The following is a 26,332-nucleotide window of genomic DNA, read 5'->3' on the forward strand; positions in this document are numbered from 1 at the left end:
GGTCCAGCCCGCGAAACGATCGTACAACATCATCTCAACACCAGGACCCATCATGGCCATCATTCGCGCAGCAGCCGTACAGATCAGCCCGGTGCTTTACAGCCGCGAAGGCACCGTGGAAAAGGTCTGCCGGGAGATCATTGCCCTCGGCAAGCAAGGCGTTCAGTTCGCAGTGTTCCCGGAGACGGTGGTGCCGTACTACCCCTATTTTTCGTTCGTGCAGCCGGCGTTTGCCATGGGTGCGCAACACCTCAAATTACTCGATCAATCTGTAACCGTGCCATCGGCCGCGACCCTGGCGATTGGCGAAGCGTGCAAGCAAGCAGGAATGGTCGTCTCCATCGGAGTCAATGAGCGCGATGGCGGCACAATCTACAATGCCCAATTGCTGTTCGACGCGGATGGCATGCTGATTCAACATCGCCGCAAAATCACCCCGACCTACCATGAGCGCATGGTCTGGGGGCAGGGCGACGGTTCCGGCCTGCGCGCTGTTGATAGCGCCGTCGGACGCATCGGCTCGCTGGCCTGTTGGGAGCACTACAATCCGCTGGCCCGTTATGCCTTGATGGCTGACCGCGAGCAGATCCACGCAGCGATGTTCCCCGGCTCCTTGGTGGGGGACATTTTCGCCGAGCAGATCGAAGTCACCATCCGCCATCACGCGCTGGAATCCGGCTGCTTTGTGGTCAATGCCACTGCTTGGCTGGATGCTGATCAGCAAGGCCAGATTATGCAGGACACCGGTTGCGGCCCAGGTCCGATCTCCGGCGGTTGCTTCACCGCTATCGTCTCGCCGGAGGGGAAATTACTCGGCGAGCCGCTGCGCTCAGGCGAAGGTGTAGTGATTGCTGATCTCGATCTGGCATTGATCGATAAACGTAAACGCATGATGGACTCAGTTGGGCATTACAGTCGGCCCGAATTGCTCAGCCTCTTAATCGATCGATCGCCAACTGCGCATGTTCATGAGCGCGCCGGTTTCGTTCCGAGCAGTGTCGGTATGCAGGAGGTCGTCCATGCAGACCAATGAATTGCTCGCTGATCTGCAAATTCAAGGCCTGCGTTGGCCGGCCGCACAGAATGGCTTGTCGCGCCAAGGGGGCGCAGGCCCTTCGGATCACAAGGCGCTGAGCCTCGGCAGTCGCACCCTGATGGTGCCGATCCTCAATCAAGCTTCGCAAAGTTCACCGTACCAGGCCCAGCCAAGCAGTGACGGCAGCGAGGCGCTTATCTTTCGCGAAGGTATTCAGGTCGGTCAGGTGCAGATGCCTGGCGTGCCGAATTTTTACGGATTGACCACCGCTGACGGTACTCCGTACTGGAAGATCGCCACGCTGCATAGCCGCGACGTACTGGCGACAACGGTGTTGCAGCATTGCATCCGCTTTAATGATAGGGCCACTTCTTGCCAGTTCTGCGCGATCGGCCAGTCTTTAGCGGCAGGTAAGACCATTGCCCGAAAACGTCCGCAGCAACTGGCGGAAGTGGCCAAAGCCGCGGTGGAGCTTGACGGCGTCAAGCACATGGTGATGACCACGGGCACCCCCCAAACCCCGGACCGTGGCGCGGCAATTCTTTGCGAGTCGGCGGCGGCCGTGACCGCAGCGGTGAACTTGCCGATCCAGGCACAGTGCGAACCGCCAGATGATGATCGCTGGTTCCAGCGCCTCGCCGACAGCGGTGTGGTGTCCCTTGGCATGCACTTGGAAGCGGTCACCGACGAAGTTCGTCAGCGGATTATGCCAGGCAAGGCCGAAGTGCCGCTGAGCCGTTATTTCGAGGCCTTCCGCGCAGCGGTCGACGTGTTTGGCAGGGGGCAGGTCAGTACCTACATTCTCGCGGGCCTAGGTGACAGCGAGTCGGCCATCAGCCAAATGAGCGAGCGTTTGGCATCGATTGGTGTGTACCCATTCGTAGTGCCGTTTGTGCCCATCGACGGGACGCCGCTTGCCCATCACCCGAAACCCGACAGCGCGATGATGGCTCGACTCTACCCGCAGATTGGCGCCAGCTTGCGTCGCCATGGTTTGCATTCCGAACAGATCAAGGCTGGCTGCGCCAAATGTGGTGCGTGTTCAGCCCTGAAGAGTCACGAATAGGAGGAAGCGACATGGCCAACCTTGCATTTGCATTAGTCGACAGTACTTTCGAGCCTTTTCGTGCCGGTGAACTGCTGGTCAAACCCGCCGGCGAAAACTGGGAAAAACAGGCTTACTTCGCCTTGCGCCGCGCTGTTTTTTCGGACGAACAACAACTGCTGGCACAGGACAAGGACAGTCACGACTTCCAGGCCATCGCCATCGTCGCCTTGGCGGGCAACTGCGGCATGGCCGATCAAGTGGTGGGGGCGGTACGAATCTATCAGTCTGAACCTGGGTTGTGGTTTGGCGGGCGCCTGTGCGTTGCGTCGGCCTATCGCCGGCACAGCATGATCGGTAAAGCGCTGGTGAACGAAGCGGTGTCCCGGGCTAAAGAACTGGGCTGCGAAGTATTCCGGGCCACGGTGCAGGCGCAAAACGAAGCCTACTTTCACAGTCTGCACTGGCAGACCCTCGACACGCTCGAGCTGCTCGGCCAACCGCATTGTTTGATGCAAGCGCAGCTATCCAGCTACCCCCTGATGCCACGCCAAGTGTCATTGCGTGCGCAAAAGGTCATTCGCCATGACTGAGGCTTCCGATCTGACGGCGTTATTGCGCGCCTTGCGCAACACTCCGGCGATGCTCTCAAAACAGACCATCCAACAACCCGCAGCGGCGATTGGTCACAAGGAACGGGCTTTGACCCGCGAACAGCTGTACGCATTGCCCGGGGACGACACTGCGGCTATTGCCTGTGGCACTGACTTCCAATTGCTCGCCATCGAAGGAATGTTACCGGCCTTTGTTGAAGCAGCCCCCTGGTTTGCCGGCTGGTCCGCGGTCATGGCCAATGTCAGCGATATTACCGCCATGGGTGGGCGCGCGACAGCAGTGGTCAATGCCTACTGGCATCATGACAACGCTGCTGCGCAGCAGATCCTCTCGGGTATCCGTGCGGCATGCGAGGCCTACGGCTTGCTGCTAGCAGGTGGACATACCAGCCTCGTTACGGGCAATCCAACGGCGCTCGCGGTGGCGATTACGGGAACTGCGCAAACCTTGCTGTCGACCCTGCACGTGGCACCGGGTCAGGTCATCGCCATGGCAGTGGACCTTGAAGGACACTGGCATGCCGACAGTGCTTACTGGAAAGCATTCGAAGGAGTACCCGCCGAACGCCTTCGCAGCAAGCTCGATGTACTTCCACGCCTGGCCGATGCGCAGTTGCTGCACGCGGCCAAGGACATCAGTAACGCTGGGGTCCTGGGTAGCCTGCTGATGCTTCTGGAAACCACCGGTTGCGGCGCGACTATCGACCTGTCGGCGCTCCCATCTCCGGTGGAGGCCGATTTGGCTCGTTGGCTCCAGGTCTTTCCCAGTTACGGCTTTTTGATGACGCTGGACGAGCGCAATTGGGCGCAGGTGCAGACCGCATTTGCCTTCGAAGGAGTGTGTTGTGAGCGCATCGGTGAGGTTAACGCCACTGGAGCGTTAAGCGTCCAGTTCGGTGAGCAGTGCGATGAGTTTTGGGACCTGCGTGAGCAAGCCTTCACCGGGTTCAGCTACCCCCATCTCGATCTATCCCCCTTAAACCGCACGCAACAGGAGCACTGACATGCCTGCCGTCAATTTCAAGATCCGCTGGCCAAATGGTAAGGAAGCGACCGGCTACTCGCCGTCGACTGTGATCTATCAATACCTGGAGGAGGGCGCAAGTTACCCGCTGCCAGAGTTCCTCCAACGCATCGAAAGTGCACTGAACAATGCCTCGGAGCGCGTCAAACAGGTCAAGGGATTCTATTGCAGTTCAGCGATGGACACTTTGAGTTCGCTCAAGGGGCAGGCCAGCTATCTCGAGCGGACGGATTCGTCAGCTGCGCAGGTCGACATTCTCAGTATGTGCACCGAGGGCGCTGGCCGAGTTGTTCGCGAAGGCTGGGGCTCGTTCTGATCCATCGTTTGTTTCTTTAATCCTATATTCACCGAGTTACGGAGTGCCCATGACCAGCCACCTCACCACCATCAAACCTCCACACTACAGCGTCATCGTCGTCGGCGGCGGGCAGGCTGGGTTGTCTGCAAGCTATTACCTGCAACAACAGGATATTGACCATCTGGTGCTTGAAAAACACAGTGTGACTCACTCGTGGCGTAACCAGCGCTGGGATGCCTTCAGTCTGGTTACACCCAACTGGCAATGCGCCTTACCGGGCTATACATACCTCAATGACTTCAACGGCGCGGATCCACATGGCTTCATGAGGAAGGACGAAATCAACGAGTACCTCGCCGGTTTTGTTAAGTCAGTAAATGCGCCAGTGCGCGAGAGCACTACTGTGCAGCGTGTAGTTCCAAAAGCGTCGGGTGGATTCGAGATCCATAGCTCGCAAGGTGAGTTCACAGCGGATCAGGTAGTCGTGGCCTCAGGCGGTTACCACACGCCGATTATTCCGCGATTGGCCGAGCGTCTGCCCGCGAGTGTTCATCAACTCCATTCTGAACAGTACCGCAACCCGCAGTCACTTCCCGCAGGCAATGTATTGGTGGTTGGTTCAGGGCAGTCGGGAGCCCAAATCGCGGAGGACCTGCATCTGGCAGGACGTAAGGTCTACCTGGCAGTAGGTGATGCCCCACGTTGTGCGCGCTTTTACCGCGGCAAAGACGTGGTCGACTGGCTCGCGGAAATGGGTTACTACGACATTGGCGTCGACACTCATCCCTTGCGTGAGGGTGTGCGTGATAACACCAACCACTACGTCACGGGGCGCGATGGCGGGCGCGATATTGACCTGCGTAGCTTTGCTAGCGAGGGCATGGAGCTATTCGGACGACTCGAAGGATTACAGGGCACTCGCTTGCAATTTTCCCATAACTTGGGCGAAAGCCTGGACAGTGCTGACGCGGTGTACAACCGTATAAATACTTCGATCGACAACTACATTGAGCAGAACGAGATCGATGCTCCCCCTGGCGAGCGTTACGTCCCAAAGTGGACACCTGAACAAGAGCGAAGTGAACTGGACCTTGAAGCCGAAGCCATCTCTTGCATCATATGGTGCATAGGCTTTAGTCCCGATTTTAGCTGGGTGGAGGCTCCAGTATTCAACGGGCGTGGCCATCCTGGGCACCAACGCGGGGTCACGGCGCAATCAGGTTTGTATTTTCTCGGATTACCCTGGCTCTACACGTGGGGTTCCGGGCGTTTCTCGGGGGTCGCACGTGATGCCGAGTATGTGGTCGAGCGCATTGCTGAATTGAAAGCCAGCTGAAGAAGTGGGCGCGCGCCATCGCAAGGTGGATTGGGTGGTGCGCCATGCCCATCTCATTGCAGGTGTGAAAAGGCGTGGGTAACCGGGGGGATTTCGTAATATCGTGTTACGTGTAATGTATATTATGTTAAACGACATATTACGTGGCCTTGCCAGCCCCCCTCAAACAAATTTGTAGGCCGTGAACCATTGTTCAAAATCCCGGCAAGACATCGGTGCTGAAAAATAGTGACCTTGCCCCACTTTGTAGCCTTGGGCTTTAAGAATCTCACACTGAGTTGCGTGCTCTATACCCTCAGCCACTACGTGCAAGGAAAGCCCTCTGCCTATCGCTATGACGGATTCGCTTAAAGCGCGGCAGGACGTATCGTGCTCCAGATCGTCGACAAAACTCTTATCCAGTTTCAGCTCGCTGATGGGTAGGCGCCGTAAATACCCGAGGCTGGAATAGCCTGTGCCAAAATCATCAATGGCCAGTCGCACTCCTAGTGCGTGCAAATCCCGGATGGCTTGCTCGGCCCCGGGGCTTTCGCTAAGCAATACACCCTCGGTGACTTCCACGCACAGGTTGGCGGGTTGCAAGCCGTGGCGTTGCAGTTGTTGAGCAATCAGCGTCGCAAGGTTCTGGTTGTGAAAATTGATGGGTGAGAGGTTGATCGACATGGACGGAACCTGTAAGCCATGCCGCTGCCATTCGGCTAGCTGCTGACAGGCCTCCCGCAATACCCATTGACTCAGGTCGTTGATCAACCCGCATTCCTCGGCAAGAGGAATGAATTGCATGGGCGAGATAGCTCCGAGCGTTGGGTGTACCCAACGCGCTAATGCCTCAACACCGAACAGGCGTCCGCTGTTCAAGTCGATTTGTGGTTGATAATGCAGTTGCAGACCGCTGTCAGTGAGCGCTTTGCGCAGTTCCGTTTCCAGCATCAATCGCCCTTGAGCGAGTGTATTCATCTCTTCAAGAAAGAACCTGAAGGTACCCCGCTCCGCCCGTTTGGCTTGGTACATGGCAATGTCAGCGCAATGCAATAGACTTTCCATGTCTTGACCATCTCCTGGAAACAGACTGATGCCGATGCTGGCGGAAACAACGATGGAAGTGCCCGCAATCGTCGTCGGAGCCCTCAGGACCATCATCAGTCGTTCAAGAAAGATCGTGACCTGCGTCGCATTCATCCGCGGCAGTACCAACACGAACTCATCACCGGATAAACGCCCAACGAAATCACACTCTCGAAGCACGCTGCGTAGCCGTTGCGCCATGACTCGCAGCAACTCGTCTCCCGACGCATGCCCCAAGGCGTCGTTGACTTGCTTGAATCGGTCCAGGTCGACAAACAGGACGGCAAGCTCTGCAGCCTCTCGAGTCACTTCGAGTATGCACTGCTGTGCCTGGGAAAGAAGGAAGTTGCGATTGGGCAAGCCGGTTAACGCATCATAGAAGGCCATTCTTCGAATGGATTGACGTGCCTCCTCTCGTTCGAGTGCCAACATGCACAAGTGCGTTCCCGCCGTCACCAAGTGAGCGTGCAAGGGGTCGGGGCCGCGGTTTTCCCTAAAGTAGAGCGCAAAGGTCGCCGCAACTCGTCCTGAGCCGTTGCGTACAGGAATAGACCAACAAGCCCGTAGGCCTGACTGTTTCGCCAGCCATTTGTACTCAGCCCACAACGGGTCATTATTGATGTCCGTTACCAGAACCGGTTCGCCCCGATAGGCGGCCGTACCGCAGGAACCTGCCACCGGACCGATGGATAATCCCTCAATGGCCCTGGAGTAATCGGTGGGCAAGCTTGGACTGGCCAGAGGGTGCAAGGTCCCCTCCTCGTCCACGCTCAGGATCGAGACAATGACGTCCGGGACGATGCGCTCAATCTCGTGGCACATCATGGTTAGCACGCTCTCTAGAGGCTCCTCTTTCAGCAGTGCCCCAATGACCCTATCCTGTAGGACTTCATGCAGTTTTGACTGGGTAATGTCGGTGAGCACGATGACGACATTTTCGAGCAACCCTTGCGCGTCGAACACAGGCGTTGATGAGACGTGCACCCAAAGTCGTTGGCCGTTGCGCTTGCTGATCAAGGCACTGACATCATGAGGTTGACCACAGAGAATGGGTTCCAGCCCCGGCTCCGCGGGCGTTTGCGCAGGAGCGACTGAAACAAAGAACATAAGCGGTGACTGCCCGATCATCTCCTCGCGAGAATAGCCCAGCAGTCGAATCAGCCCATCGTTGACATAGATAAGGCATGAGTGCGCGTCGACGATGCAGGTGGCCGAACTGGTGACATTCACCGACATCGATAACAACCGGCGTTCGATGTCGTTCAAGCGTAATTGCGTTATATCCTTGAGAAAGGCCGCGTAGAGGATTCGATCATGAAGGGTAATTTTCGAGATCGACATCGAGCCCCAGCGCTCCTGCCCATCATCACGCATAATTCGGACATCCCGGCAGACGCCCACAATTTTGTTGATCCCGGTCTCGCGGTTAGCTTGGATATAGCCATCATGATGGGCGCGCAGGATGTTTGGCACCAAAGCGTGGACATTTCGACCGAGCACCTCATGCCTGGAGCAACCCCAAAAGGCCTCGGCAGCGGCATTGAAAAACGCCACCCTGTTGTGATCATCAATGATCACAACAGCATCGATCGCCTGCTCCAGTGTTTGTATGAAAAAGTCTTCCGCCTCTGCATCACTCGTCAATCCGACTTTTGCATTCATTGCTGCTACTTTCCATATGCCACCGGGCTTTTTCCCTAAAGGCCTTGTGGAGCACCAAAAGAGCCCTCTTCACCAGAGGGTGAGCGCAACATCCAGTACGGGATGTTGATGTCAAACAACGCTGCTCTGCCTGCCCTGCACACACGTTCACCACTGTGCTCAAGTTATAGAGTCAGGATAGCTCTGAAGTCGTTTCCGGTCGCACATTACTGATCACAATTAACCTGCCGAACGACCCACGTCGTAGCAGTGACAGCACCGGACAAGGCAATTACAATTTGATTAACATCCAGCGATTGAGTGATTGAATACCCCATGGAAAGCAAGACTGCGCGCCTCACTGTGCTCATTGATCCCATCAAGAAAAAAGCGTTCGAGGAGCTCTGTGCAGCACAGGATTTGACGTCTTCTCAGGTGGTACGTCAGCTTATTCGTGATTACCTGGACACCCACGGTGCCAGCTATTCAACGAGAAGCAAGCACGCCACCAGCGCCAAGTCATAACCGAACACGGGCAGTTTTAGGCTCTAGTTGTCCTCTGCGAGACTGACAGCTTTGGCCAGCGCGTTGTTGAAGTCGGTGTGGTAATGCTCCGCGCCGATTTCTTGCAGGATGCCCACCTTATTCAGCTTGTTAAGCACCTTCGCATTCGCCTCGCAGAGTTTCACAATGACATGTCGTTTGTGCAGTTGCTGAATGACCTCCTCCAACACCTGTAAGCCCGTGATATCCATGAACGGTACGCGTTTTAAACGGATAATCAGCAGGCGTGGATCGGTATGGGTCTGAGCCAGGACACGCTCGAAGGTCTCGGCTGCGCCAAAGAACAACGGCCCTTCAATCGTATAAATCAATATCCCGGGCGGCAGGCGAGCATTCCCGTTGGCCCTGAGCTCTACTTCCAACTCGTGCTCGACGACCTGCCGCACCTCCACCGATGAGGCCATGCGACGCATAAAGTGCAGCATCGCCAGAATGACGCCGATATTCACCGCGATCACCAAATCACTGAATACGGTGAGACCGAAGGTGATTAGCAGGATCGATACGTCTGCCCGCGGAGCTCTCCTGACCATTCGCTTGAAGTGCTTTAACTCGCTCATGTTGTACGCGACCACAAAAAGTATCGCGGCCAATGCACACAGCGGGATATTTGAGGCCAAAGGCGCCAGAAACAGAATGATAAGTACCAGGGTGACGGCGTGGGTAATGCCGGCCAGCGGGCTTGTGCCGCCGTTACGGATATTGGTGGCCGTGCGCGCAATGGCCCCGGTAGCGGCGAAGCCGCCGAACAATGGCGTGACCAAGTTGGCCACCCCCTGACCGATCAACTCCTGATTGGAGTCGTGCTTGGTACCTGCCATGCCATCGGCCACCATCGCGGACAACAGCGATTCGATTGCCCCAAGCATGGCGATCGTGAACGCCGGACCAATCAAATCGATGACACGCGACAGCGTGATTTCAGGCAGGCTCACCCCTTGGAAACCTTGAGGTATGCCACCAAATGCACTGCCAATCGTTGCGACCCCCTCGAAATGAAAGGTGGACTGTATCGCTGTCGCGACCGCCATGGCGATCAATGGGCCAGGCACTCGTTTGAGACCGGGAATTCTGGGCGCGGTGATGACCAGGAAAAGGCTGAGTGTCGCCAGCAGCGTCGTAGCCATATGAAGATCCGGCAGGGTCTGGACGAGATGCCAGAGCTTTTCATGGAAGCGCTCTCCCCCGACCGTCGGTAACCCGAAAAAGTCTTTCCACTGCCCGACCCAGATGATCACCCCGATGCCCGCAGTGAATCCGACGATCACCGGGTCAGGGATAAACTTGATGATTGCACCGAGCCGGGCCATCCCCAGCAGTAACAACATGGCCCCTGCCATCATCGTGGCGATTTGCAGGCCGTCAACGCCATGCTTGGCTGTGACGTCCGCCAGAATCACGATGAACGCACCTGTCGGCCCGGCAATCTGCAAGCGGCTTCCGCCAAAGAGTGAAACCAGCAGACCACCGATGATGGCGGTGTAGATGCCTTGCTCAGGTTTGACGCCAGACGCAATGGCAAACGCCATGGCCAGCGGGAGTGCCACGACTCCGACGATCACGCCAGACACCACGTTGCGAAGCCAGTGTCCTCGTCCCAACAACCCCGCCTTCCATGCCTCACCTATCGCAATCATGGCTAGCTCCTCAGTGCGTCCATGTGCATAATATTAACATGCAGTGATAATTGAAATCTCCTGATTCCAATGCCTTGTGCGGCTGGAGATGTCCATGCTGGAAGCTCAGAGGGAGCTGAGCGGGCGTGCTGCCAATAGAGAAATTTTGATAACGCGCGTAGCGTGGTGATAGACATGAATCGTCAAGCTGTGAAAACCAAACATGCCGAAGGCGTGACCTTCGACACCCATTTGATCGCAAATCCAACCAACCCCAAGGAGTGGATTGTGTTTTTCAAGAAGGACGCTGGAAGAAGTTATTTCCTGGTGGACGACAACGAGGAGGTCGAGTCTTTCGGGCATTTGGATGACTTGATCGCCGAGCTACGAGACTTGGGCCTCAAGACCGCTGAAATCCACTTTTAACCCTTGGGTCACACTCCGGTCATTCGCGACAGGAGCAAGATTAAAATCCAAACAACTCCCCAGGCGCCTCCACCAGCAGCGACCGCATCAACTCAGGCGAACACTCCAACGCTTGAAGCTGTTCCACAACCGCCCCAAAACCAACACTGTCTTCATGTTGAGTGTGCGGCCAGTCGCTGCCCCACACCAAACGACTGGACCCGAAACTCTGCTGCAGCAAGGACAACGCGTTTCGGGCGAACTTTCGGTTCTGGGGATCCGTCCCAGCCAATCGATAGATCCCGGAAACCTTCATCCACACCTGCCCGCGCGAGCCCAGTTCCAGCATCTCGCGAAAACCTGGCTGATCAACACCCAGGCGTGCATCCGGACGGCCGAAGTGATCGATCACCAGTTTAATGCCCAATGGCATGAGTTGACGAAGCAGTCCCGGCAAATCTTCCACCTGGCGGTGCAATTCGACATGCCAGTCCAACTCGGCGATGTGGCCGAAGAAGTCTTGCCACGCCGAGTCACGAAAGTCCGGCAGGGCTTTGCCCATCAGGTTCAGGCGAATGCCTACCACACCGAGCCGAGCCATATCGTTGAGCGTCTCGCGACTGACGCTGCGCTCCAGCACCACGACCCCGCGCAACCGTTCCGGCGCCTGGCGTAACGCCGCCAACAGGTAGCTGTTGTCGGTGCCGAGAAAACTGGGCTGCACCAGCACGCCATGACTCAGGCCATGGGTTTGCAGTTGCTCCAGATACTCCCCGAGCGTGGCGTCGTAGCCAGGGGTATAACGTCGAGCGGCGGTCAGGTTCAGTTCGCGGCTGAACACGTGAGCATGGGAATCGATGCCGGTGATCGGCGTTGAACAGGTATCAGGCATGGCTTTCATCATTTGAAGGTAAGAGTCATCAGGCTCGCGCGCTTTCACTGCCGTCGACTGCCGCTTGCGCCGAAATGTTCGAGGCTTCCAGGGCACGGCCACGGGTTTCCGGCAGGCAAAGTGCCGCGATCACGGCCACGCCGTAGGCAATACCGGCGTCGATACCAATCGCAGAGCCCAGGGACATGGAGTCGCTCATGTGACCGACCAGGAATGGGAAGACCGCAGAAAGCACTCGGCCAAAGTTGTAGCAGAAACCGACCCCGGCGCCGCGCACGTCCGCTGGGTACAGCTCGTTGAACAGCGCCCCGAGGCTGGCCGGAATACCTGCGGCGAAGAAGCCGAGCGGAAAGCCCAAAAACAGCATCTGGGTATTGGTCAGTGGCAGGAACACATAGCACTGCACGGTGACGACACAGCACAACGCAAACAACACGATGTTTTTACGACGGCCTATTCGGTCGATCAACAATCCACTGACCACACACCCACACCAGAAGGCGAAGATGATCACGGCGAGGTAACCGCCAGAGTTGAGCACCGAAAGATTACGCTCGGTCTTGAGGAACGTCGGCAGCCAGGTCATGACCGCGTGGTAACCACCGTGCGCGCCGAGGCCCAACAGACCACCAAACAGCGTTACGCGGATCAGTTCAGGTCGGAAGATGCCGGCCAGGGACTTGAAGAAGCTTTGCGGGATGGCGTTTTCTTTTTGCAGGCGCTGGAAGCTGTCAGGCTCCTCGACGCTGCGGCGTACCCAGATGATCAGGAACGATGGCAGCAGACCGACGATAAACATCACACGCCAGGCCATGTCCTGCGGCACGAACGTATAAATCAGGGTGAACACCCCAACCGCCAGTCCCCAGCCAACGGCCCAGGCGCTTTGGACGGTGCCCATCACCTTGCCACGAAACTTAGGGTTGATCGTCTCGGCCATCAGCACCGCGCCCGCGGCCCATTCACCCCCGATACCGAAGCCTTGCATTGCTTTCACGAACAACAACTGGTGAAAACCGGTGACGAAGGCGGACAGGAAAGTGAAGAACGAGAACCACAAAATCATCCATTGCAGTGTGCGCACCCGGCCGTAGCGGTCGGACAATGTCCCCCCTACCCAACCGCCGATGGCTGAAGTGACCAACGTCACGCCGCTGATCAGCCCTGCATCGCCCTTGGTCAGGGCGAACGCGGCGATCAACGCCGGAATCGCCAAGCCGAACATTTGTACTTCCAGCGCATCGAGCGACCATCCGCCGAAGCAGGCCCAGAACGTTTTGCGCTCCCGAGGAGTGACTTGGCGATACCAACTGAACATGATTTTTTATCCTTATAAGTGGAACGTAAGGCAGCCGAGAGCGAACCGCACCGCTACAGGGCCAGTTTTGGCAAATAAACAGGAAACCAGCGGCGATCGGCTCGCCGCACAACGATTGGTTACACAGGCATGCGTCAGCGAATATCCACGCTGTAGCGGAAGTGCTCCGCATGCCCACGAGAACGACGCCACTCCAGTGGTGTGCCCGCGTAATCGCGAGCCAATCGTTCGATCACAACCACCGGACTGTTGACCGGTACCTGCAGCAATCGAGCATGCACGTCATTCACCGATTCAGCGGTGAGTGTCTCTTCGGCGTTGGCCACGACCTGACCGCAGATTTCTTCGTAGATGGGATAAAGCAGCGGCCCTTTGCGGCTCAGGTCAATGTCCAGCAGCGCTTGAAAACGGCTGCGCGGCAACCAGATTTCTTCGGCGAGAACGGGCTTGAGCTCCAGCAAACGCAAGCGAACGATGCGGATAACCGGCGACTCGAGGGGCAACCCCAGCGCCTGTGCGACGGCCGAGGGCGCGACGACCGGTTCGATCGACAGAATGCGGCTCTCGGGTACCTGGCGTTCGCCGGCAGCGGTTTGAAAACGAAAGAATCGAAACAGCGATGACTGAAACTGCGGACGGCGAATGAAGGTGCCCCGCCCTTGATGACGCTCAAGAATGCCTTCGCTGACCAACGAATCCACCGCCTTGCGCACGGTGCCCGTGGACAGCTGATATTCCGCGCAAAGCGCAGCCTCTGTGGGAATGGCTTCCCCCGGACGCCAACGATTGTTAGCGATCTGTTCAACCAGGTGGTCACGCAGACGTTGATAAAGCGGCAGACGAGCATCGCTGGAAAGAGCATTCATCGACTTTATTCACCTTGTTATCTAGTCATCTATATGAATATGGGCGGAGTATTCATATAGATGACTTGACTGTCAAGGTCGATCAGCGTGAGTCAGGGCTTTGACTCAAGATCCCGCGAGTGCCTCCCCCCTGCTGATATTCCCGGGGCGTGCACCCAAACTCCCGCCGAAACACCGTGTGCAGATACTGCGCCGATTTAAAGCCGCACATCCTCGCCACATCGGCAATGGCCGAATCGGTGTTCTTGAGCCCTTTGGTCGCCGCGGCCAGTTTGAAACGCAGAATCTCGTCATGCACGCTGCAGCCGCGCTCGTTGCGAAAATGCGCTTCGAGTGACGAGCGAGATACGCCGACATAGGCCGCGACCTGCGCAGTCTTGATGCCCTGGCAGGCGTACTGGCGGATAAACAGCAGCGCCTGCATCACATACGGATTGCCCAACGGTTGGTGCAAGCTCGACACCTGCACGTTGACCGCATCCGGAGGCACCAGGATTTGCGTGCCGGTGGATGGCATGCCGTGGAGCATCTGGTGGAGTAACTGAGCGGCGGTCCGGCCCATGGTTTCAGTGCCCTGACTCACCGAACTCAAAGGGACCCGCGTCAGGCTGCGGGTCAGTGGGTCGTTGTCGATGCCAATCAGCGCCACCTGCTCCGGCACCGCAATGCCGGCTGTCAGGCAAGCTTGCAGCAACTGGCGGGCGCGGGCGTCACTGACCGCGATGATTCCAATGGGCTTGGGCAGGCTTTGCAGCCAGGCGATCAGCTGTTCGACCGCGCTGTCCCAGAGCGGTGCGCTGGTGCCCATGCCACGATAGATTTCGGTGTGCAAGCCGTCGCGCTGCATCAATCGGCGAAAGGCCTTTTCCCGCTCCTGGGCCCAACGATTGGCCTGTGCTTCAGGCAGGCTGAAGCAGGCAAAACGCTGCAGCCCCGCCTCGATCAGGTGCGTATAGGCCAGGGTGATCAGTGCGTTGTTGTCAGTGGCAACATAGGGAATCGATGTCGGATAGGCCCCCTTCTCCTCATAAGAGCCCCCTACCGCTACCACCGGCAGATGGATGTCGGCCAGCGCCTCGCCAATCAACGGGTCATCGAAGTCGGCAATGATGCCGTCTCCCTGCCAGCGCTCTATTCCCTTCAAGCGGCACAGAAAGTCTTCTTCCAGGAACAGGTCCCAGGACGCTCGCGTGCTGCTCAGGTAGTTACCGATGCCGCTGATGATGCCTCGGTCATAAACCTTGCTGCCGTTGAACAACAGTGCGATGCGGTGAACAGGCGGTACTGTTTTCATTGTTTTTATGCAGGTTCAGGGCCCCGGTGTCACTGAGGCGATGTGCACAGACTAGGCGCGTGGGCGGCGAAGCTCAATACGCAAAATCGCACCCTGTGTTGATGTTTTTCATAATCAGCAGGCCAAACGCCGTTGTTAGTATCAAGTCACCAACAAGAACAACCAGGACATGGCCAATGCAGTACTTCCCCGATGTCGACACAATCCGCTATGAGGGACCGAACAGCGATTCTCCCCTCGCCTTCCGCCACTACGACGCCGACAAGATCATCCTTGGCAAACCCATGCGCGAACATCTGCGCATGGCCGCGTGTTACTGGCACACCTTCGTGTGGCCAGGTTCCGATGTGTTCGGTGCGGGTACGTTCAAGCGCCCATGGCATCAGGCCGGTGACCCGATGGAAGTCGCGATCGGCAAGGCGGCTGCCGCCTTCGAGTTCTTCTCCAAACTGGGTATCGATTATTACTGTTTCCACGACACCGATGTCGCTCCGGAAGGCAACTCGTTGAAGGAGTACCGCAACCACTTCGCGCAAATGGTTGACCACCTGGAGCGCCATCAGGAAGAGAGTGGCATCAAGCTGCTGTGGGGCACCGCAAACTGCTTCAGCAATCCACGTTTTGCAGCCGGCGCGGCGAGCAATCCGGACCCTGAGGTGTTCGCCTGCGCCGCCGCCCAGGTGTTCAGCGCCATGAACGCGACCCATCGCCTCAAAGGCTCTAACTACGTGTTGTGGGGCGGTCGCGAAGGCTACGAAACCCTGCTCAACACTGACTTGAAGCATGAACGTGAGCAGTTGGGCCGTTTCATGCGCATGGTGGTCGAGCACAAGCACAAGATCGGTTTCACCGGCGATCTTCTGATCGAACCAAAACCGCAGGAGCCCACCAAGCACCAATACGATTACGACAGCGCCACCGTGTTCGGCTTTCTCCAGCAATTCGGGCTGGAAAAGGAAATCAAGGTCAACATCGAGGCTAACCACGCCACCCTCGCCGGCCATAGTTTTCATCACGAGATAGCGACCGCCGCCTCCCTGGGCATCTTCGGCAGCATCGACGCCAACCGCGGTGATCCGCAAAACGGTTGGGACACCGATCAGTTCCCCAATAGCGTCGAAGAAATGACCTTGGCCCTCTATGAAATCCTCAAGGCGGGAGGGTTCAACAATGGCGGATTCAACTTCGATTCCAAGGTTCGTCGCCAAAGCCTCGACCAGATCGACCTGTTCCATGGCCACGTGGGCGCTATGGACGTTCTTGCCCAGTCTCTGGAACGCGCAGCCGCCATGGTGCAGAACGATGAGCTGCAGCGCTTCAAGGATCAGCGCTACGCCGGGTGGCAACAGCCATTGGGGAAGGCAGTGCTGGCAGGTGAATTCAACCTTGAGTCACTGGCCGAACACGCCTTCGCCAACGCATTGAACCCGCAGGCCGTCAGCGGCAGGCAGGAAATGCTCGAGAACGTCGTCAACCGATTTATCTATCGTTGATCACCAAGCGGTCTGCGCGCGCTGTGACATTTCAACGACAAAACTATGCTTGCGGCGCCTGCGGATTTTCTACAGTTTTACCCAGCCCGAGACTCATCGTCAGGCCGTTTCTTTCAAACAACAATAAAAGGACGCCCCGCTATGAAAAACCTGAAACGTACACTGTTGGCCTCTGCCCTGGCGCTGCTGTCATTGCCAGTGATGGCTGATGCGACCCACCCGAAAATCGGTTTCTCCATTGACGACCTGCGCCTGGAGCGCTGGTCCCGTGACCGTGATTATTTTGTCGCGGCGGCAGAAAAAATGGATGCCAAGGTGTTCGTACAATCAGCGGATGCCAACGAGCAAAAACAGATTTCACAAATCGAAAATCTCATTTCCCGCGGCGTCGATGTCATCGTCATCGTGCCGTTCAACGCCACAGTGCTGACCAACGCGGTGGCCGAAGCGAAGAAGGCCGGGATCAAGGTCGTGTCCTATGATCGGCTGATTCTCAATGCCGACGTCGACGCCTATATTTCCTTCGATAACGAAAAGGTCGGCGAGATGCAGGCCAGTGGCGTGTTGCACGCTGCGCCCAAGGGCAATTACTTCCTGCTGGGTGGTGCACCCACCGACAACAACGCAAAAATCCTGCGCGAAGGCCAGATGAAAGTGCTGCAACCGGCCATCGACAAGGGCGATATCAAGATCGTTGGCCAACAATGGGTGAAGGAATGGAACCCGACCGAAGCGCTGAGCATTGTTGAAAACGCCCTGACCCGCAACGACAACAAAATCGACGGCATTGTCGCCTCCAACGACGCGACGGCAGGCGGCGCCATTCAGGCCCTCGCAGCTCAGCAACTGGCCGGCAAGGTGCCGATTTCGGGCCAGGACGCGGACCTCGCAGCGGTCAAGCGTGTCATCGCCGGCACCCAGACCATGACCGTGTACAAGCCGCTGAAACTCATCGCTTCTGAAGCCGCCAAGCTCTCGGTACAACTGGCGCGCAACGAGAAACCCGCCTACAGCTCGCAGTACGACAATGGCAGCAAAAAAGTCGACACCATCCTGCTCACGCCTACGGCGTTGACCAAGGACAACATCGACCTGCTCGAACAGGATGGCTTCTACACCAAGGCACAAATAGCCGGGCAGTGACAAAGGCACCAACTTCTGGTTCTACGCAAAACCTTGTGGGAGCGAGCAGGTCGACTCGTCGCACCGTTGCTCCCACAAAGTCCAGTGTCTTTGCGATTTTGAGTCCTCTCCATGCCCGACTATCTGCTGCAAATGAACGGTATCGTCAAAACCTTCGGCGGTGTCAAAGCGCTCAACGGTATCGACCTCAAGGTCAAGCCGGGTGAATGCGTGGGACTGTGCGGCGAGAATGGCGCCGGCAAGTCCACGCTGATGAAGATCCTTTCGGCGGTCTATCCCCACGGCACCTGGGACGGTGAAATCCTCTGGGACGGGCAACCGCTTACCGCGCAGTCAATCAGCGAAACGGAAGCCGCCGGCATCGTCATCATTCATCAGGAACTGACCCTGGTTCCGGACTTGTCGGTGGCCGAAAACATCTTCATGGGCCACGAACTGACGCTGCCGGGCGGACGAATGAACTACCCGGCAATGATCCACCGCGCCGAAGCCCTGATGCGCGAATTGAAAGTCCCCGACATGAACGTATCGCTGCCGGTTTCCCAGTACGGTGGTGGCTATCAGCAACTGGTGGAGATCGCCAAGGCCCTTAACAAAAAGGCGCGCCTGCTGATCCTCGACGAACCCTCGTCGGCCTTGAGCCGTTCGGAAATCGAGGTGCTGCTGGACATCATCCGCGACCTCAAGGCCAAGGGGGTGGCCTGCGTCTATATCTCGCACAAACTCGATGAAGTGGCCGCCGTCTGCGACACCATTTCAGTGATCCGCGACGGAAAACACATCGCCACCACGGCCATGGCCGACATGGACATCCCCCAGATCATCACCCAGATGGTCGGGCGGGAAATGAGCAACCTTTACCCCAGCGAACCCCACGACGTTGGCGAAGTGATTTTCGAGGCCCGTCACATCACCTGCTACGACGTCGACAACCCCAGGCGCAAACGCGTCGACGATGTCTCCTTCGCTCTCAAGCGTGGCGAGATCCTGGGCATCGCCGGGCTGGTCGGCGCTGGCCGCACGGAACTCGTGACCGCGCTGTTCGGCGCCTACCCCGGACGCCACGAGGGCGAAGTCTGGCTGGAAGGTCAACGCATCGACACCCGCACGCCCCTCAACTCCATTCGCGCAGGTGTGTGCCTGGTGCCTGAGGACCGCAAGCGCCAGGGCATCATTCCGGACCTGGGTGTCGGCCAGAACATCACCCTGGCCGTGCTGGACAATTATTCGAAACTGACTCGCATCGATGCCGAGGCCGAGTTGGGCAGCATCGATCGGGAGATCTCGCGCCTGCACCTGAAGACCGCGAGCCCGTTCCTGCCGATCACCAGTCTGTCGGGAGGCAATCAACAAAAAGCCGTATTGGCGAAGATGCTGCTGACTCAGCCCCGGGTGCTTATTCTCGATGAGCCCACCCGAGGCGTGGATGTGGGCGCCAAATACGAAATCTACAAGTTGATGGGCGCGCTGGCCGCCTCTGGGGTGTCGATCATCATGGTGTCGTCGGAGCTGGCCGAAGTGCTCGGCGTATCCGATCGCGTGCTAGTGATCGGCGAAGGCCAGTTAAGGGGCGACTTCGTCAACCATGAACTCACGCAGGAACAGGTGCTCGCCGCCGCACTCAGCCAGCCTGGCAGCCATAACAATAATGATCGGAAATCCGCGTAAATGAATCAGGTTAAACAACTGTTCACCCGCTACAAGATGCTCGCGCTGGTGTTTGCCGTGGTGTTGATCTGGCTGTTTTTCAGCTGGCAGACCGACGGCGGATTCCTGACCCCGCGCAACCTTTCCAATCTGCTGCGCCAGATGTCCATTACCGGCATCCTCGCTTGCGGCATGGTGCTGGTGATCATCAGCGGCGAGATCGATTTGTCGGTCGGCTCATTGCTGGGACTGCTGGGTGGGCTGGCGGCCATTCTCGATGTGATTTACCACGTCCCACTGTTGGCGAACCTGAGCCTGGTCGCCCTTTGCGGCTTGTTGATCGGCCTTACCAATGGCTACATGGCGGCTTACCTGCGCATACCCTCCTTTATCGTCGGTCTGGGCGGCATGCTGGCTTTCCGAGGCATTTTGCTGGGGATCACCGGCGGCACGACCATCGCGCCGGTATCGCCGCAGCTCGTGTACATCGGCCAGGGCTACCTGCCCCACTCGATTGGAGCCGGCCTGGGTGTGCTGTTGTTCGCGTTGACGGTGTTCCTGACCTGGAAACAACGGCGCAATCGCGCCCTTCACGGTCTGGCGGCGCACTCGCTGGCGCGGGACATCATACGCGTGGCCGTGATCGGCGCCGTGCTGGCCGGCTTCGTCCAGACGCTCAACAGCTACGACGGCATTCCCGTGCCGGTGCTGCTCCTGCTGGTGCTGTTGGGCGTGTTCAGCTACGTCGCGAGCCAGACGGTGTTCGGTCGACGCGTCTATGCCGTGGGCAGCAATATGGAAGCCACACGCCTGTCCGGTATCAACGTCCAGGCCGTGAAGCTGTGGATTTTCGGCATCATGGGCGTGATGTGCGCCCTCGCCGGCGTGGTCAACACCGCGCGCCTGGCCGCCGGTTCACCGTCCGCCGGCAGCATGGGCGAACTCGACGCCATTGCTGCCTGTTTCATTGGCGGCACGTCCATGCGCGGCGGCTCCGGTACCGTCTACGGCGCCCTCCTCGGCGCGCTGGTCATCACCAGCCTGGACAACGGCATGTCCATGCTCGACGTCGACAGTTATTGGCAGATGATCGTCAAGGGCAGCATTCTGGTGTTGGCCGTGTGGGTGGACGTGAGCACGCGCACCGGGCGACGTTGAGAGCCGGGCAGGCCGTCAGCGTTCCTGACTGAAGGCCGCGACTTCCTGCACGAGACTGCGAGCAGCCAGCATCACCAATGCCCTTCCCTTCTCCGGGCTCGCCTGACCTGGATCCGAGCCCATTCGGCCGTCAGGATGGCGCGCACGGAAATCACTTGCCTCGCGGATGGGACCAGAGTTGGCAATTTGCGGGGAGTAGTGAGCCTGTTTGATGGAGTCCGGATAGGCCCATTGAGTAACCGCGATTTCCGAGGGGGTGGCGTGGGCGCCATGCCCTGTTGGGAATTGCTCACGAGCCAGCTCATTGACCCCTGCCAGATCCCACCAGTTCACCAGCTTCAAAGCGAAACCGGCTGGCCGTTTGGCGAAGCTGGCTTGCGCGTACAGCTCGGAAAACGCCGCCTCGATGGAGGCCACGTTGCCGCCGTGCCCATTGAGAAACAGGATTTTCTCAAAGCCGTGCGCCGCCAGCGAGTGCACCCAATCGCCGATGGCGGCGATAAACGTTGATGGGCGCAACGAGATTGTCCCTGGAAAACCCAGATGGTGCTGCGCCATGCCGATATTGAAGGTTGGAGCGATCAATAGATCGGCGTTGTTTTGCGCTTCGCGGGCGATGATTTCCGGGCACATCCAGTCCGTACCCAGCAGTCCGGTCGGGCCATGCTGCTCGTTCGAGCCGATCGGAATCACTATCGTACGGCTGCGCTCCAGGTATTGGCCGATCTCAGACCATGTCGACATATACAAAAGCATGCGGCGGTTCTCCTCGCAGGTTGTGTGGAAGGCTATCCACGGACGGCGTTTCATCGCGCCTGTATGAAAATGGTGCGCCCAACCAGACATCGGAGCAAGAGCAACAAGAATCCTTACCTGTTGCTCGATAGGCAACAGTTGTGCGTTTGTGGAGGTGAGCAGAACCGTGTAACCACTGGCAAACTGCTCCTCATGACATCACGCGGCACTGGAGCTGTCATCAAGCGCACGGGGCGGACTCACTCCTTGAGTCCGCCCCGTGTTGTATCAGCGAGCAACGGTGTCTAACGAGCGGGAACAGGTTGGCCTGGTCGCTGCGCGCTGACGTCCTCGCCTACCACACCTTTCATGAAACACAGCGCCAGCAGTGCGATGCCACCCAGCCCCATGAGGTAACAGTTGATATAGAACGGGTTTCCACTGCCGTAGGCGAGCAAGGAGGTCGCAACAATCGGCGCCAAGCCGCCACCGACCGCACCGGAAATCTGCACCGCCACCGAAATGCCGGTGTACCTGACGTCCGCTGAAAATTGCGCCGAAAACAACGCGCCTTCAGGTCCATACAACAGCGCGTAGACAATACCGATCGCCACCACCATGGCAAAGACTACCCAGAATGCATCCTGGGTTTGCAGCAGGGAGAAAAAGATCGGCGAAAAGAGGATGACGCCCACTGTGCCGAGTGCAAAGACTCTTCGATTACCAATCCTGTCGCCCAGCCAGCCGCAAATGGGCATGGTGAACATCGCGACGCCGGCTCCCCAGACGATTGCGCCGAGCAGCGTATCCCGAGGGATGCTCAACGTCTTGGTGGCATAGGCCAGCGAAAACGTTGCCACGGTATAGAACCAGGTGACCTCCGCCAGTCGCGCACCCGCGACCGCCAGCAACGCCCGGGTGTGATCCCGAAACACCGTGCGCAGTGGCATTTCCTTGGGGGCTTCTCGCCTCGCAGCGATAAAATCGGGCGACTCGGACACATGCTCGCGAATGTACCAACCCACCAGCAACAGGACCGCACTGGCCAGGAACGGAATGCGCCAGCCCCAACTGAGCATGTCCTGTTCGGGTAGCTGGGAAACAGCGCCCATGGCCAGCGAAGACAGGATCAGCCCCGGCGCAACGCCTGTCTGGGGAAGGCTGCCGAAGAACCCCTTCTTGCCTTCAGGCGCATGCTCCACCGCCAACAGGATCGCCCCGCCCCACTCGCCTCCCACCGCGATGCCCTGCAGGATACGCATGAGAACCAGCAGCACGGCTGCCCAATAGCCAATTGAGTCGTAGGACGGAATCAGGCCGATGACGATTGTCGGCACGCCCATCATGAACAACGTGATGAGCAGCATTGATTTGCGCCCGAAACGATCGCCGAAATGACCGAACACGATGCCACCGAAAGGGCGTGCGAAGAACCCCACGGCGTAAGTGGCGAAGGCTGCCAGCGTGCCGGTGACCGGATCAAAATCCGGGAAAAAGATCTTGTTGAAAATCAGCGCTGCGGCTGTTCCGTACAGAAAGTAGTCGTACCATTCGATGGTCGTCCCCATCATGCTTGCCAACGCCGCGATCACGGTCTGGCGTTTAACCGATTGTGGACTCGAACCTGCCGTTCTTGTTTGCTTAGACATGCGGTGTCACCTTTATTGGCAGTTTTCAATATTCGGGAAATTGGTTTTCTTATAGGCCCGTGCGGCGTCCTGCCATCGAGGACAGGACGCCTGATACTGAGCGACTGACTGGGCTACATCGGCGGCATGCCGGGTGCACGATGGGTCTGGCGGCACCAGTACTCGAAGGTTGCATTCACGATGGAGGGTTTAAGCAAGTAATCGTGGGCTTCCTGGGCCAGCACGGGGTCTACGGGCGTCAGGTTTCCGAACGCTTGGGCACGTATTTGCAGGCGCGCAGCGCGCTCCAGATACACCGAGAGATACGTCGCTTCCTCCACTGTCACGCCAGCGGTGAGATAGCCATGGTGAGCCAGAATGATCGATTTCATGGCGCCCAGCGCTTCTGAAATCAGCGTGCCCTCATGGTCGGCAATGGGCACGCCAGGCCACTCCCCAAGAAATGCGCAATCGTTGAACAGCGGCGTCATGTCCATTTGGGAAATGACCAATGGCTGACGCGCAGCCGCCAACGCAGAGGCCCATGGTGAGTGTGTGTGAATGATCGACATGACATCGGGCCGGTTGCGATACACCCACAAATGAAAACGAGTGGCGGGGTTGGCCATCCCTTCACCGGATACGGTATTGAGATCCTTGTCGACCTCGATGAAATCGTCTGCCGTCGCTTCTTCAAAGCCGAGCCCGAAGCGCAGTGTCCAATAGGTATCCTCACGTTCGGAGCGAGCGCTGAGCTGCCCCGCGAGCCCCGCCTCCTGGCCAGTCATGGCTAGAATGCGCGCGGCGTAGGCAAGCCGCTCCTTGAGTGTCATCTTTTTGCTTTTGAGGTGCTGAGCCATCTCCTCGGTGGCTCGCTGGTCGAAGTATTCTTTGCTACGCAATGGCTGACTCATTTTTCTTATCCTCGGATGCAGACGTTCAATCACTGAACTCGAGAATAAAAACCTGTGCTGCCCGACGCGATGGGGCCAGCGCTATATCAGCTATTCAATCCACGAAGGGGATGGTTTGAGCAGCTCGTCGCAGAAATTCCCGGGTAACGGCGCTCGGTTCCTGATCGGATTTAAAGATTGCCACCACCTTGCGCGTCAGTGCGGGAGTGATATCCGGCACACGCTTGAGCTGGTATTGCTCCAGCACGCGCGATGGGATGAACGAAGGCAGAATGCACGCGCCAACACCCGACGAAACAAGCTCCAGCATGGCATCGACCGTTTCGACTTCAGCGGCAATCGTGTATGTAATACCGCTGGTGTCGAGCATTCTTCGCAGCGCATAGCCTTGTGGGAATACCACCAGCCTGGGGCAGGCTTCGTGTAGATCGAGAGTGCCCTGCGGCGCCACCTCCTCTGCCCGAATGACGATGCACATGGACTCCATGAACAGTGATTGGCTGACCAGTTCCGCAGATGCAACCGCGCTGTCATAGACAAAACCGAGTTCCGCCCTGCCCGACTCCACGAGTTTGACCACCTCGGTTGAGCTGCGCGCCATGAACGAGACGTTGACGTCCTCATTTTCGTGCACGAAACGGGCAACGACTGCGCCGAGAAAGTAGTAGGTCAAGGTGTGTACCGTCGCAAGGCGCAGGTTGCCTTGTGTCACCCCGAACTGCTCCCTGATCTGGGTGAGTGCCGAGTCGATGGCAATGAAGGCAGGCCCCGCGCTGGCAGCCAGGTGCGTACCGGCGTCCGTCAATATCAAGCCTCGGCCGGTACGCTTGAATAATGGCCGGCCCACAAAGGCTTCGAGCGAGGCCAACTGGCGACTCAGGCTAGGCTGGGAGATTTCCAGGTGTTCGGACGCCTTCGAGATGGAACCATGCATGGAGATACACAGAAAACTCCTGATCTTGCTGTCGAGCTCGTGATTCATCTGGGTGTGAACTCCTGCTGCCGGTGTTTTTGGGGTCCTTGAACCCAAAGTATCACGGCATCGGAGCGCACGCGGCGACGGCACGGGTGAATGGGCGGCCCATCGGGCTGGTGCGCATGCCTTCTGCCAGTCGCGTCCAGTTCAATGCAGCAGGGTCCGCCACTGCCGGCCCCGGTGATTGGGCGACCAGGATCGCCTCGGCAATGGGCTCGAAGTCAGCACGAAAATGCACTGAGCTTTTGTTGACCAGAATCTTCATTGCCTCAGGTTCAATGCCTGCCACGCGATAAAGATTACGATCAAACATTTGGGCCTTGTTCGAACTCACCGCAACCAGCACGTCGTCAATCTTCAGACAGGCTACGAGGCCCAGTTCGGCGAGCATGCCATGCATCATCGGGCCATCGAACCTGCATCGTCCGTCAGAAAGAAACATGACCTGGTAAAGCCCGAACAGCGGTTCATCCCCGGTGATTTGCGCGCAGCCGGCCAATCCGATTTCGATAAATGCACCCACACCTGCGGCATGAGCGGCGCGAGCCGCTTCAGGGTCACATATCAGGCCGATGGCTGCTCGCTGGGCGCCATTGCGTATCAGTGCGCGCAACATGCCGGTGGTGTTGGCGTCCCCACCTGCCCCCGGGTTGTCCTGGGTATCGGCAATCACCACGGGCCTACTCGCACCTGCGCTCAGTCGCATGGCTTGCAGGACAGCGGCATCGGGGTCAAGCAGTGGCACCCTCCACTTCGCTTCCTCGGCAAGTAGCGTGGCGTAAAGCTCATCAACGGCCTGGGCGACCGCTTCTGCATCACTCCCATGTCCCCAGATAACCGGACCGCACTCGGGAAAGTCAGCTGCCGGAAACCCCGGGGTGAACGACAGCGACTGCACCGCGCCAGTCTCCAGCTCCGCGAGGCGCGCGTAGAAAGACCGAGCGGGTTCCAGCAACGTGCACATGCCATTGATGGGAATCAAAAATGGCACCCGCTTCATCACGCGAGCATAGGGGGTGACCTGGATGAGCAAACGTTCGAGTAATTGCGCTGCCCGCTCGCCCGTCTGCGCCAGATCGACGTGCGGATACGTCCGGTAGGCGACCAACGCGTCGGCATTTTCGAACATCTTTTGCGTGAAGTTGGTGTGCAAATCCAGCGAGACAACGATGGGTAACTGCGGTCCGACTATGACCCTGAGCCGCTCCAGCAAGGTGCCCTCCCCATCGTCCGTGTGTTCGGCAACCATTGCGCCGTGCAAGTCCAGGTAGATGGCGTCGAAATCCCATTCGCGGGCAGCGTTGGTTATCTCTTTGACAATGCGCTCATAGGCCTCTTCCTCGACGTGCGCACTCGGGCTCGCGCCTGCCCAGATGACCGGCAGCAGCTCGTATCCGACGCGCTCCGCAGCCTGTATGAAACCACCCGCCGGGATGTTCACGTCGCGCAGCGCCAGCACCTGCTCACCCCGCGCCATCATCGGAAAACCTTCACCCTTCTCAAAGTTCTCGTACGTCGCCCTGGACGGGGCGAAGGTATTGGTTTCGTGTTGAAACCCCGCAATCAGTACTCGAATGTTCATGTCGGCAAACTCCTGAATCTGATCCCCGTCCAAATGACGGGT

Annotated in this window: 23 protein-coding genes; 12 read left to right on the plus strand and 11 right to left on the minus strand. The window is 58.0% G+C overall.

Features of this window, described 5'->3' with window-relative positions; translation table 11 throughout:
• Nucleotides 1–52 precede the first annotated feature (52 nt).
• The 6 genes from AB4N33_RS07195 to AB4N33_RS07220 are packed head-to-tail and all read left to right on the plus strand — an operon-like array spanning nucleotide 53 to nucleotide 5,353.
• On the plus strand, nucleotides 53–1,033 hold the full coding sequence (locus AB4N33_RS07195; RefSeq protein ID WP_460141750.1) for a Nit6803 family nitrilase: 981 nt from the start codon (nucleotides 53–55) through the stop codon (nucleotides 1,031–1,033).
• Entirely contained in the window at nucleotides 1,020–2,102 is a 1,083-nt protein-coding gene (locus AB4N33_RS07200; protein ID WP_476456834.1) for an MSMEG_0568 family radical SAM protein, read from the plus strand. The genes AB4N33_RS07195 and AB4N33_RS07200 overlap by 14 nt, the downstream gene beginning before the upstream one ends.
• Before the next feature lie 11 nt (nucleotides 2,103–2,113).
• A complete protein-coding gene (locus AB4N33_RS07205) occupies nucleotides 2,114–2,674 on the plus strand; it encodes an MSMEG_0567/Sll0786 family nitrogen starvation N-acetyltransferase (RefSeq protein WP_476456835.1) in 561 nt (186 codons plus the stop codon).
• Nucleotides 2,667–3,698: a sll0787 family AIR synthase-like protein gene (locus tag AB4N33_RS07210; RefSeq protein ID WP_476456836.1), complete on the plus strand. Its 1,032-nt coding sequence runs from the start codon at nucleotides 2,667–2,669 to the stop codon at nucleotides 3,696–3,698. The genes AB4N33_RS07205 and AB4N33_RS07210 overlap by 8 nt, the downstream gene beginning before the upstream one ends.
• A gap of 1 nt (nucleotide 3,699) precedes the next feature.
• Nucleotides 3,700–4,035 carry an MSMEG_0570 family nitrogen starvation response protein gene (locus AB4N33_RS07215; RefSeq protein WP_476456837.1) on the plus strand — a complete coding sequence of 112 codons (336 nt, stop codon included), beginning with the start codon at nucleotides 3,700–3,702 and terminating at the stop codon, nucleotides 4,033–4,035.
• 49 nt (nucleotides 4,036–4,084) lie between these two features.
• Complete coding sequence (locus AB4N33_RS07220) at nucleotides 4,085–5,353, plus strand: MSMEG_0569 family flavin-dependent oxidoreductase (protein WP_476456838.1); 1,269 nt, start codon at nucleotides 4,085–4,087, stop codon at nucleotides 5,351–5,353.
• A 162-nt stretch (nucleotides 5,354–5,515) separates the two neighbouring features.
• On the opposite strand, the gene AB4N33_RS07225 is transcribed toward AB4N33_RS07220, so the two are convergent.
• Nucleotides 5,516–8,080, minus strand: coding sequence for an EAL domain-containing protein (locus AB4N33_RS07225; RefSeq protein WP_476456839.1), 2,565 nt, complete (start codon nucleotides 8,078–8,080; stop codon nucleotides 5,516–5,518).
• Between the two features lie 315 nt (nucleotides 8,081–8,395).
• On the opposite strand from AB4N33_RS07225, the gene AB4N33_RS07230 reads away from it, so the two are divergent.
• Nucleotides 8,396–8,584 carry a ribbon-helix-helix protein, CopG family gene (locus AB4N33_RS07230; protein WP_460125003.1) on the plus strand — a complete coding sequence of 63 codons (189 nt, stop codon included), beginning with the start codon at nucleotides 8,396–8,398 and terminating at the stop codon, nucleotides 8,582–8,584.
• 23 nt (nucleotides 8,585–8,607) lie between these two features.
• On the opposite strand, the gene AB4N33_RS07235 is transcribed toward AB4N33_RS07230, so the two are convergent.
• Nucleotides 8,608–10,260, minus strand: a complete 1,653-nt coding sequence (locus AB4N33_RS07235) for a SulP family inorganic anion transporter (protein WP_476456840.1) — start codon at nucleotides 10,258–10,260, stop codon at nucleotides 8,608–8,610.
• 174 nt (nucleotides 10,261–10,434) lie between these two features.
• Here AB4N33_RS07235 and AB4N33_RS07240 point away from each other — a divergent pair, with 174 nt between their 5' ends.
• A complete protein-coding gene (locus AB4N33_RS07240; protein ID WP_460125009.1) occupies nucleotides 10,435–10,665 on the plus strand; it encodes a hypothetical protein in 231 nt (76 codons plus the stop codon).
• A gap of 40 nt (nucleotides 10,666–10,705) precedes the next feature.
• Here AB4N33_RS07240 and AB4N33_RS07245 read toward each other — a convergent pair whose 3' ends face one another.
• The 4 genes from AB4N33_RS07245 to AB4N33_RS07260 all read right to left on the minus strand — a co-directional run bounded on the left by AB4N33_RS07245 (nucleotide 10,706) and on the right by AB4N33_RS07260 (nucleotide 15,014).
• Nucleotides 10,706–11,536, minus strand: coding sequence for an amidohydrolase family protein (locus AB4N33_RS07245; protein ID WP_476456841.1), 831 nt, complete (start codon nucleotides 11,534–11,536; stop codon nucleotides 10,706–10,708).
• A 28-nt stretch (nucleotides 11,537–11,564) separates the two neighbouring features.
• Nucleotides 11,565–12,854 carry an MFS transporter gene (locus AB4N33_RS07250; RefSeq protein WP_476456842.1) on the minus strand — a complete coding sequence of 430 codons (1,290 nt, stop codon included), beginning with the start codon at nucleotides 12,852–12,854 and terminating at the stop codon, nucleotides 11,565–11,567.
• 134 nt (nucleotides 12,855–12,988) lie between these two features.
• Nucleotides 12,989–13,720, minus strand: a complete 732-nt coding sequence (locus AB4N33_RS07255; RefSeq protein WP_460125018.1) for a GntR family transcriptional regulator — start codon at nucleotides 13,718–13,720, stop codon at nucleotides 12,989–12,991.
• Nucleotides 13,721–13,802: 82 nt separating this feature from the next.
• On the minus strand, nucleotides 13,803–15,014 hold the full coding sequence (locus AB4N33_RS07260) for a XylR family transcriptional regulator (protein ID WP_476456843.1): 1,212 nt from the start codon (nucleotides 15,012–15,014) through the stop codon (nucleotides 13,803–13,805).
• A gap of 176 nt (nucleotides 15,015–15,190) precedes the next feature.
• On the opposite strand from AB4N33_RS07260, the gene xylA reads away from it, so the two are divergent.
• The 4 genes from xylA (at nucleotide 15,191) to AB4N33_RS07280 (ending at nucleotide 20,455) form a co-directional block, all read left to right on the plus strand.
• Nucleotides 15,191–16,507 (plus strand): xylose isomerase, encoded by a 1,317-nt coding sequence (gene xylA, locus AB4N33_RS07265; RefSeq protein ID WP_460125024.1) that lies wholly within the window; start codon nucleotides 15,191–15,193, stop codon nucleotides 16,505–16,507.
• A 141-nt stretch (nucleotides 16,508–16,648) separates the two neighbouring features.
• Nucleotides 16,649–17,650 (plus strand): D-xylose ABC transporter substrate-binding protein, encoded by a 1,002-nt coding sequence (gene xylF, locus AB4N33_RS07270; protein ID WP_460125027.1) that lies wholly within the window; start codon nucleotides 16,649–16,651, stop codon nucleotides 17,648–17,650.
• Nucleotides 17,651–17,761: 111 nt separating this feature from the next.
• Nucleotides 17,762–19,318 carry a D-xylose ABC transporter ATP-binding protein gene (gene xylG, locus AB4N33_RS07275; protein ID WP_476456844.1) on the plus strand — a complete coding sequence of 519 codons (1,557 nt, stop codon included), beginning with the start codon at nucleotides 17,762–17,764 and terminating at the stop codon, nucleotides 19,316–19,318.
• Entirely contained in the window at nucleotides 19,319–20,455 is a 1,137-nt protein-coding gene (locus AB4N33_RS07280) for a sugar ABC transporter permease (protein ID WP_476456845.1), read from the plus strand.
• 15 nt (nucleotides 20,456–20,470) lie between these two features.
• On the opposite strand, the gene AB4N33_RS07285 is transcribed toward AB4N33_RS07280, so the two are convergent.
• The 5 genes from AB4N33_RS07285 to AB4N33_RS07305 all read right to left on the minus strand — a co-directional run bounded on the left by AB4N33_RS07285 (nucleotide 20,471) and on the right by AB4N33_RS07305 (nucleotide 26,323).
• Nucleotides 20,471–21,211 (minus strand): creatininase family protein, encoded by a 741-nt coding sequence (locus tag AB4N33_RS07285; RefSeq protein ID WP_476458791.1) that lies wholly within the window; start codon nucleotides 21,209–21,211, stop codon nucleotides 20,471–20,473.
• Nucleotides 21,212–21,495: 284 nt separating this feature from the next.
• Nucleotides 21,496–22,839 (minus strand): MFS transporter, encoded by a 1,344-nt coding sequence (locus AB4N33_RS07290; RefSeq protein WP_460125036.1) that lies wholly within the window; start codon nucleotides 22,837–22,839, stop codon nucleotides 21,496–21,498.
• A 113-nt stretch (nucleotides 22,840–22,952) separates the two neighbouring features.
• Nucleotides 22,953–23,732 (minus strand): aldolase, encoded by a 780-nt coding sequence (locus AB4N33_RS07295; RefSeq protein WP_460141765.1) that lies wholly within the window; start codon nucleotides 23,730–23,732, stop codon nucleotides 22,953–22,955.
• 94 nt (nucleotides 23,733–23,826) lie between these two features.
• Nucleotides 23,827–24,714, minus strand: a complete 888-nt coding sequence (locus AB4N33_RS07300) for a LysR family transcriptional regulator (RefSeq protein ID WP_460125041.1) — start codon at nucleotides 24,712–24,714, stop codon at nucleotides 23,827–23,829.
• A 52-nt stretch (nucleotides 24,715–24,766) separates the two neighbouring features.
• Nucleotides 24,767–26,323, minus strand: coding sequence for a M81 family metallopeptidase (locus tag AB4N33_RS07305; protein WP_476456846.1), 1,557 nt, complete (start codon nucleotides 26,321–26,323; stop codon nucleotides 24,767–24,769).
• Nucleotides 26,324–26,332 lie beyond the last annotated feature (9 nt).

This window comes from Pseudomonas sp. S1_E05, assembly GCF_056337105.1.

Coding starts and splice junctions, on each gene's coding strand:
- AB4N33_RS07195 (WP_460141750.1), top strand. CDS start 53: ATGGCCATCATTCGCGCAGCAGCCGTACAGATCAGCCCGGTGCTTTAC.
- AB4N33_RS07200 (WP_476456834.1), top strand. CDS start 1,020: ATGCAGACCAATGAATTGCTCGCTGATCTGCAAATTCAAGGCCTGCGT.
- AB4N33_RS07205 (WP_476456835.1), top strand. CDS start 2,114: ATGGCCAACCTTGCATTTGCATTAGTCGACAGTACTTTCGAGCCTTTT.
- AB4N33_RS07210 (WP_476456836.1), top strand. CDS start 2,667: ATGACTGAGGCTTCCGATCTGACGGCGTTATTGCGCGCCTTGCGCAAC.
- AB4N33_RS07215 (WP_476456837.1), top strand. CDS start 3,700: ATGCCTGCCGTCAATTTCAAGATCCGCTGGCCAAATGGTAAGGAAGCG.
- AB4N33_RS07220 (WP_476456838.1), top strand. CDS start 4,085: ATGACCAGCCACCTCACCACCATCAAACCTCCACACTACAGCGTCATC.
- AB4N33_RS07225 (WP_476456839.1), bottom strand. CDS start 8,080: ATGAATGCAAAAGTCGGATTGACGAGTGATGCAGAGGCGGAAGACTTT.
- AB4N33_RS07230 (WP_460125003.1), top strand. CDS start 8,396: ATGGAAAGCAAGACTGCGCGCCTCACTGTGCTCATTGATCCCATCAAG.
- AB4N33_RS07235 (WP_476456840.1), bottom strand. CDS start 10,260: ATGATTGCGATAGGTGAGGCATGGAAGGCGGGGTTGTTGGGACGAGGA.
- AB4N33_RS07240 (WP_460125009.1), top strand. CDS start 10,435: ATGAATCGTCAAGCTGTGAAAACCAAACATGCCGAAGGCGTGACCTTC.
- AB4N33_RS07245 (WP_476456841.1), bottom strand. CDS start 11,536: ATGCCTGATACCTGTTCAACGCCGATCACCGGCATCGATTCCCATGCT.
- AB4N33_RS07250 (WP_476456842.1), bottom strand. CDS start 12,854: ATGTTCAGTTGGTATCGCCAAGTCACTCCTCGGGAGCGCAAAACGTTC.
- AB4N33_RS07255 (WP_460125018.1), bottom strand. CDS start 13,720: ATGAATGCTCTTTCCAGCGATGCTCGTCTGCCGCTTTATCAACGTCTG.
- AB4N33_RS07260 (WP_476456843.1), bottom strand. CDS start 15,014: ATGAAAACAGTACCGCCTGTTCACCGCATCGCACTGTTGTTCAACGGC.
- xylA (WP_460125024.1), top strand. CDS start 15,191: ATGCAGTACTTCCCCGATGTCGACACAATCCGCTATGAGGGACCGAAC.
- xylF (WP_460125027.1), top strand. CDS start 16,649: ATGAAAAACCTGAAACGTACACTGTTGGCCTCTGCCCTGGCGCTGCTG.
- xylG (WP_476456844.1), top strand. CDS start 17,762: ATGCCCGACTATCTGCTGCAAATGAACGGTATCGTCAAAACCTTCGGC.
- AB4N33_RS07280 (WP_476456845.1), top strand. CDS start 19,319: ATGAATCAGGTTAAACAACTGTTCACCCGCTACAAGATGCTCGCGCTG.
- AB4N33_RS07285 (WP_476458791.1), bottom strand. CDS start 21,211: ATGCTTTTGTATATGTCGACATGGTCTGAGATCGGCCAATACCTGGAG.
- AB4N33_RS07290 (WP_460125036.1), bottom strand. CDS start 22,839: ATGTCTAAGCAAACAAGAACGGCAGGTTCGAGTCCACAATCGGTTAAA.
- AB4N33_RS07295 (WP_460141765.1), bottom strand. CDS start 23,732: ATGAGTCAGCCATTGCGTAGCAAAGAATACTTCGACCAGCGAGCCACC.
- AB4N33_RS07300 (WP_460125041.1), bottom strand. CDS start 24,714: ATGAATCACGAGCTCGACAGCAAGATCAGGAGTTTTCTGTGTATCTCC.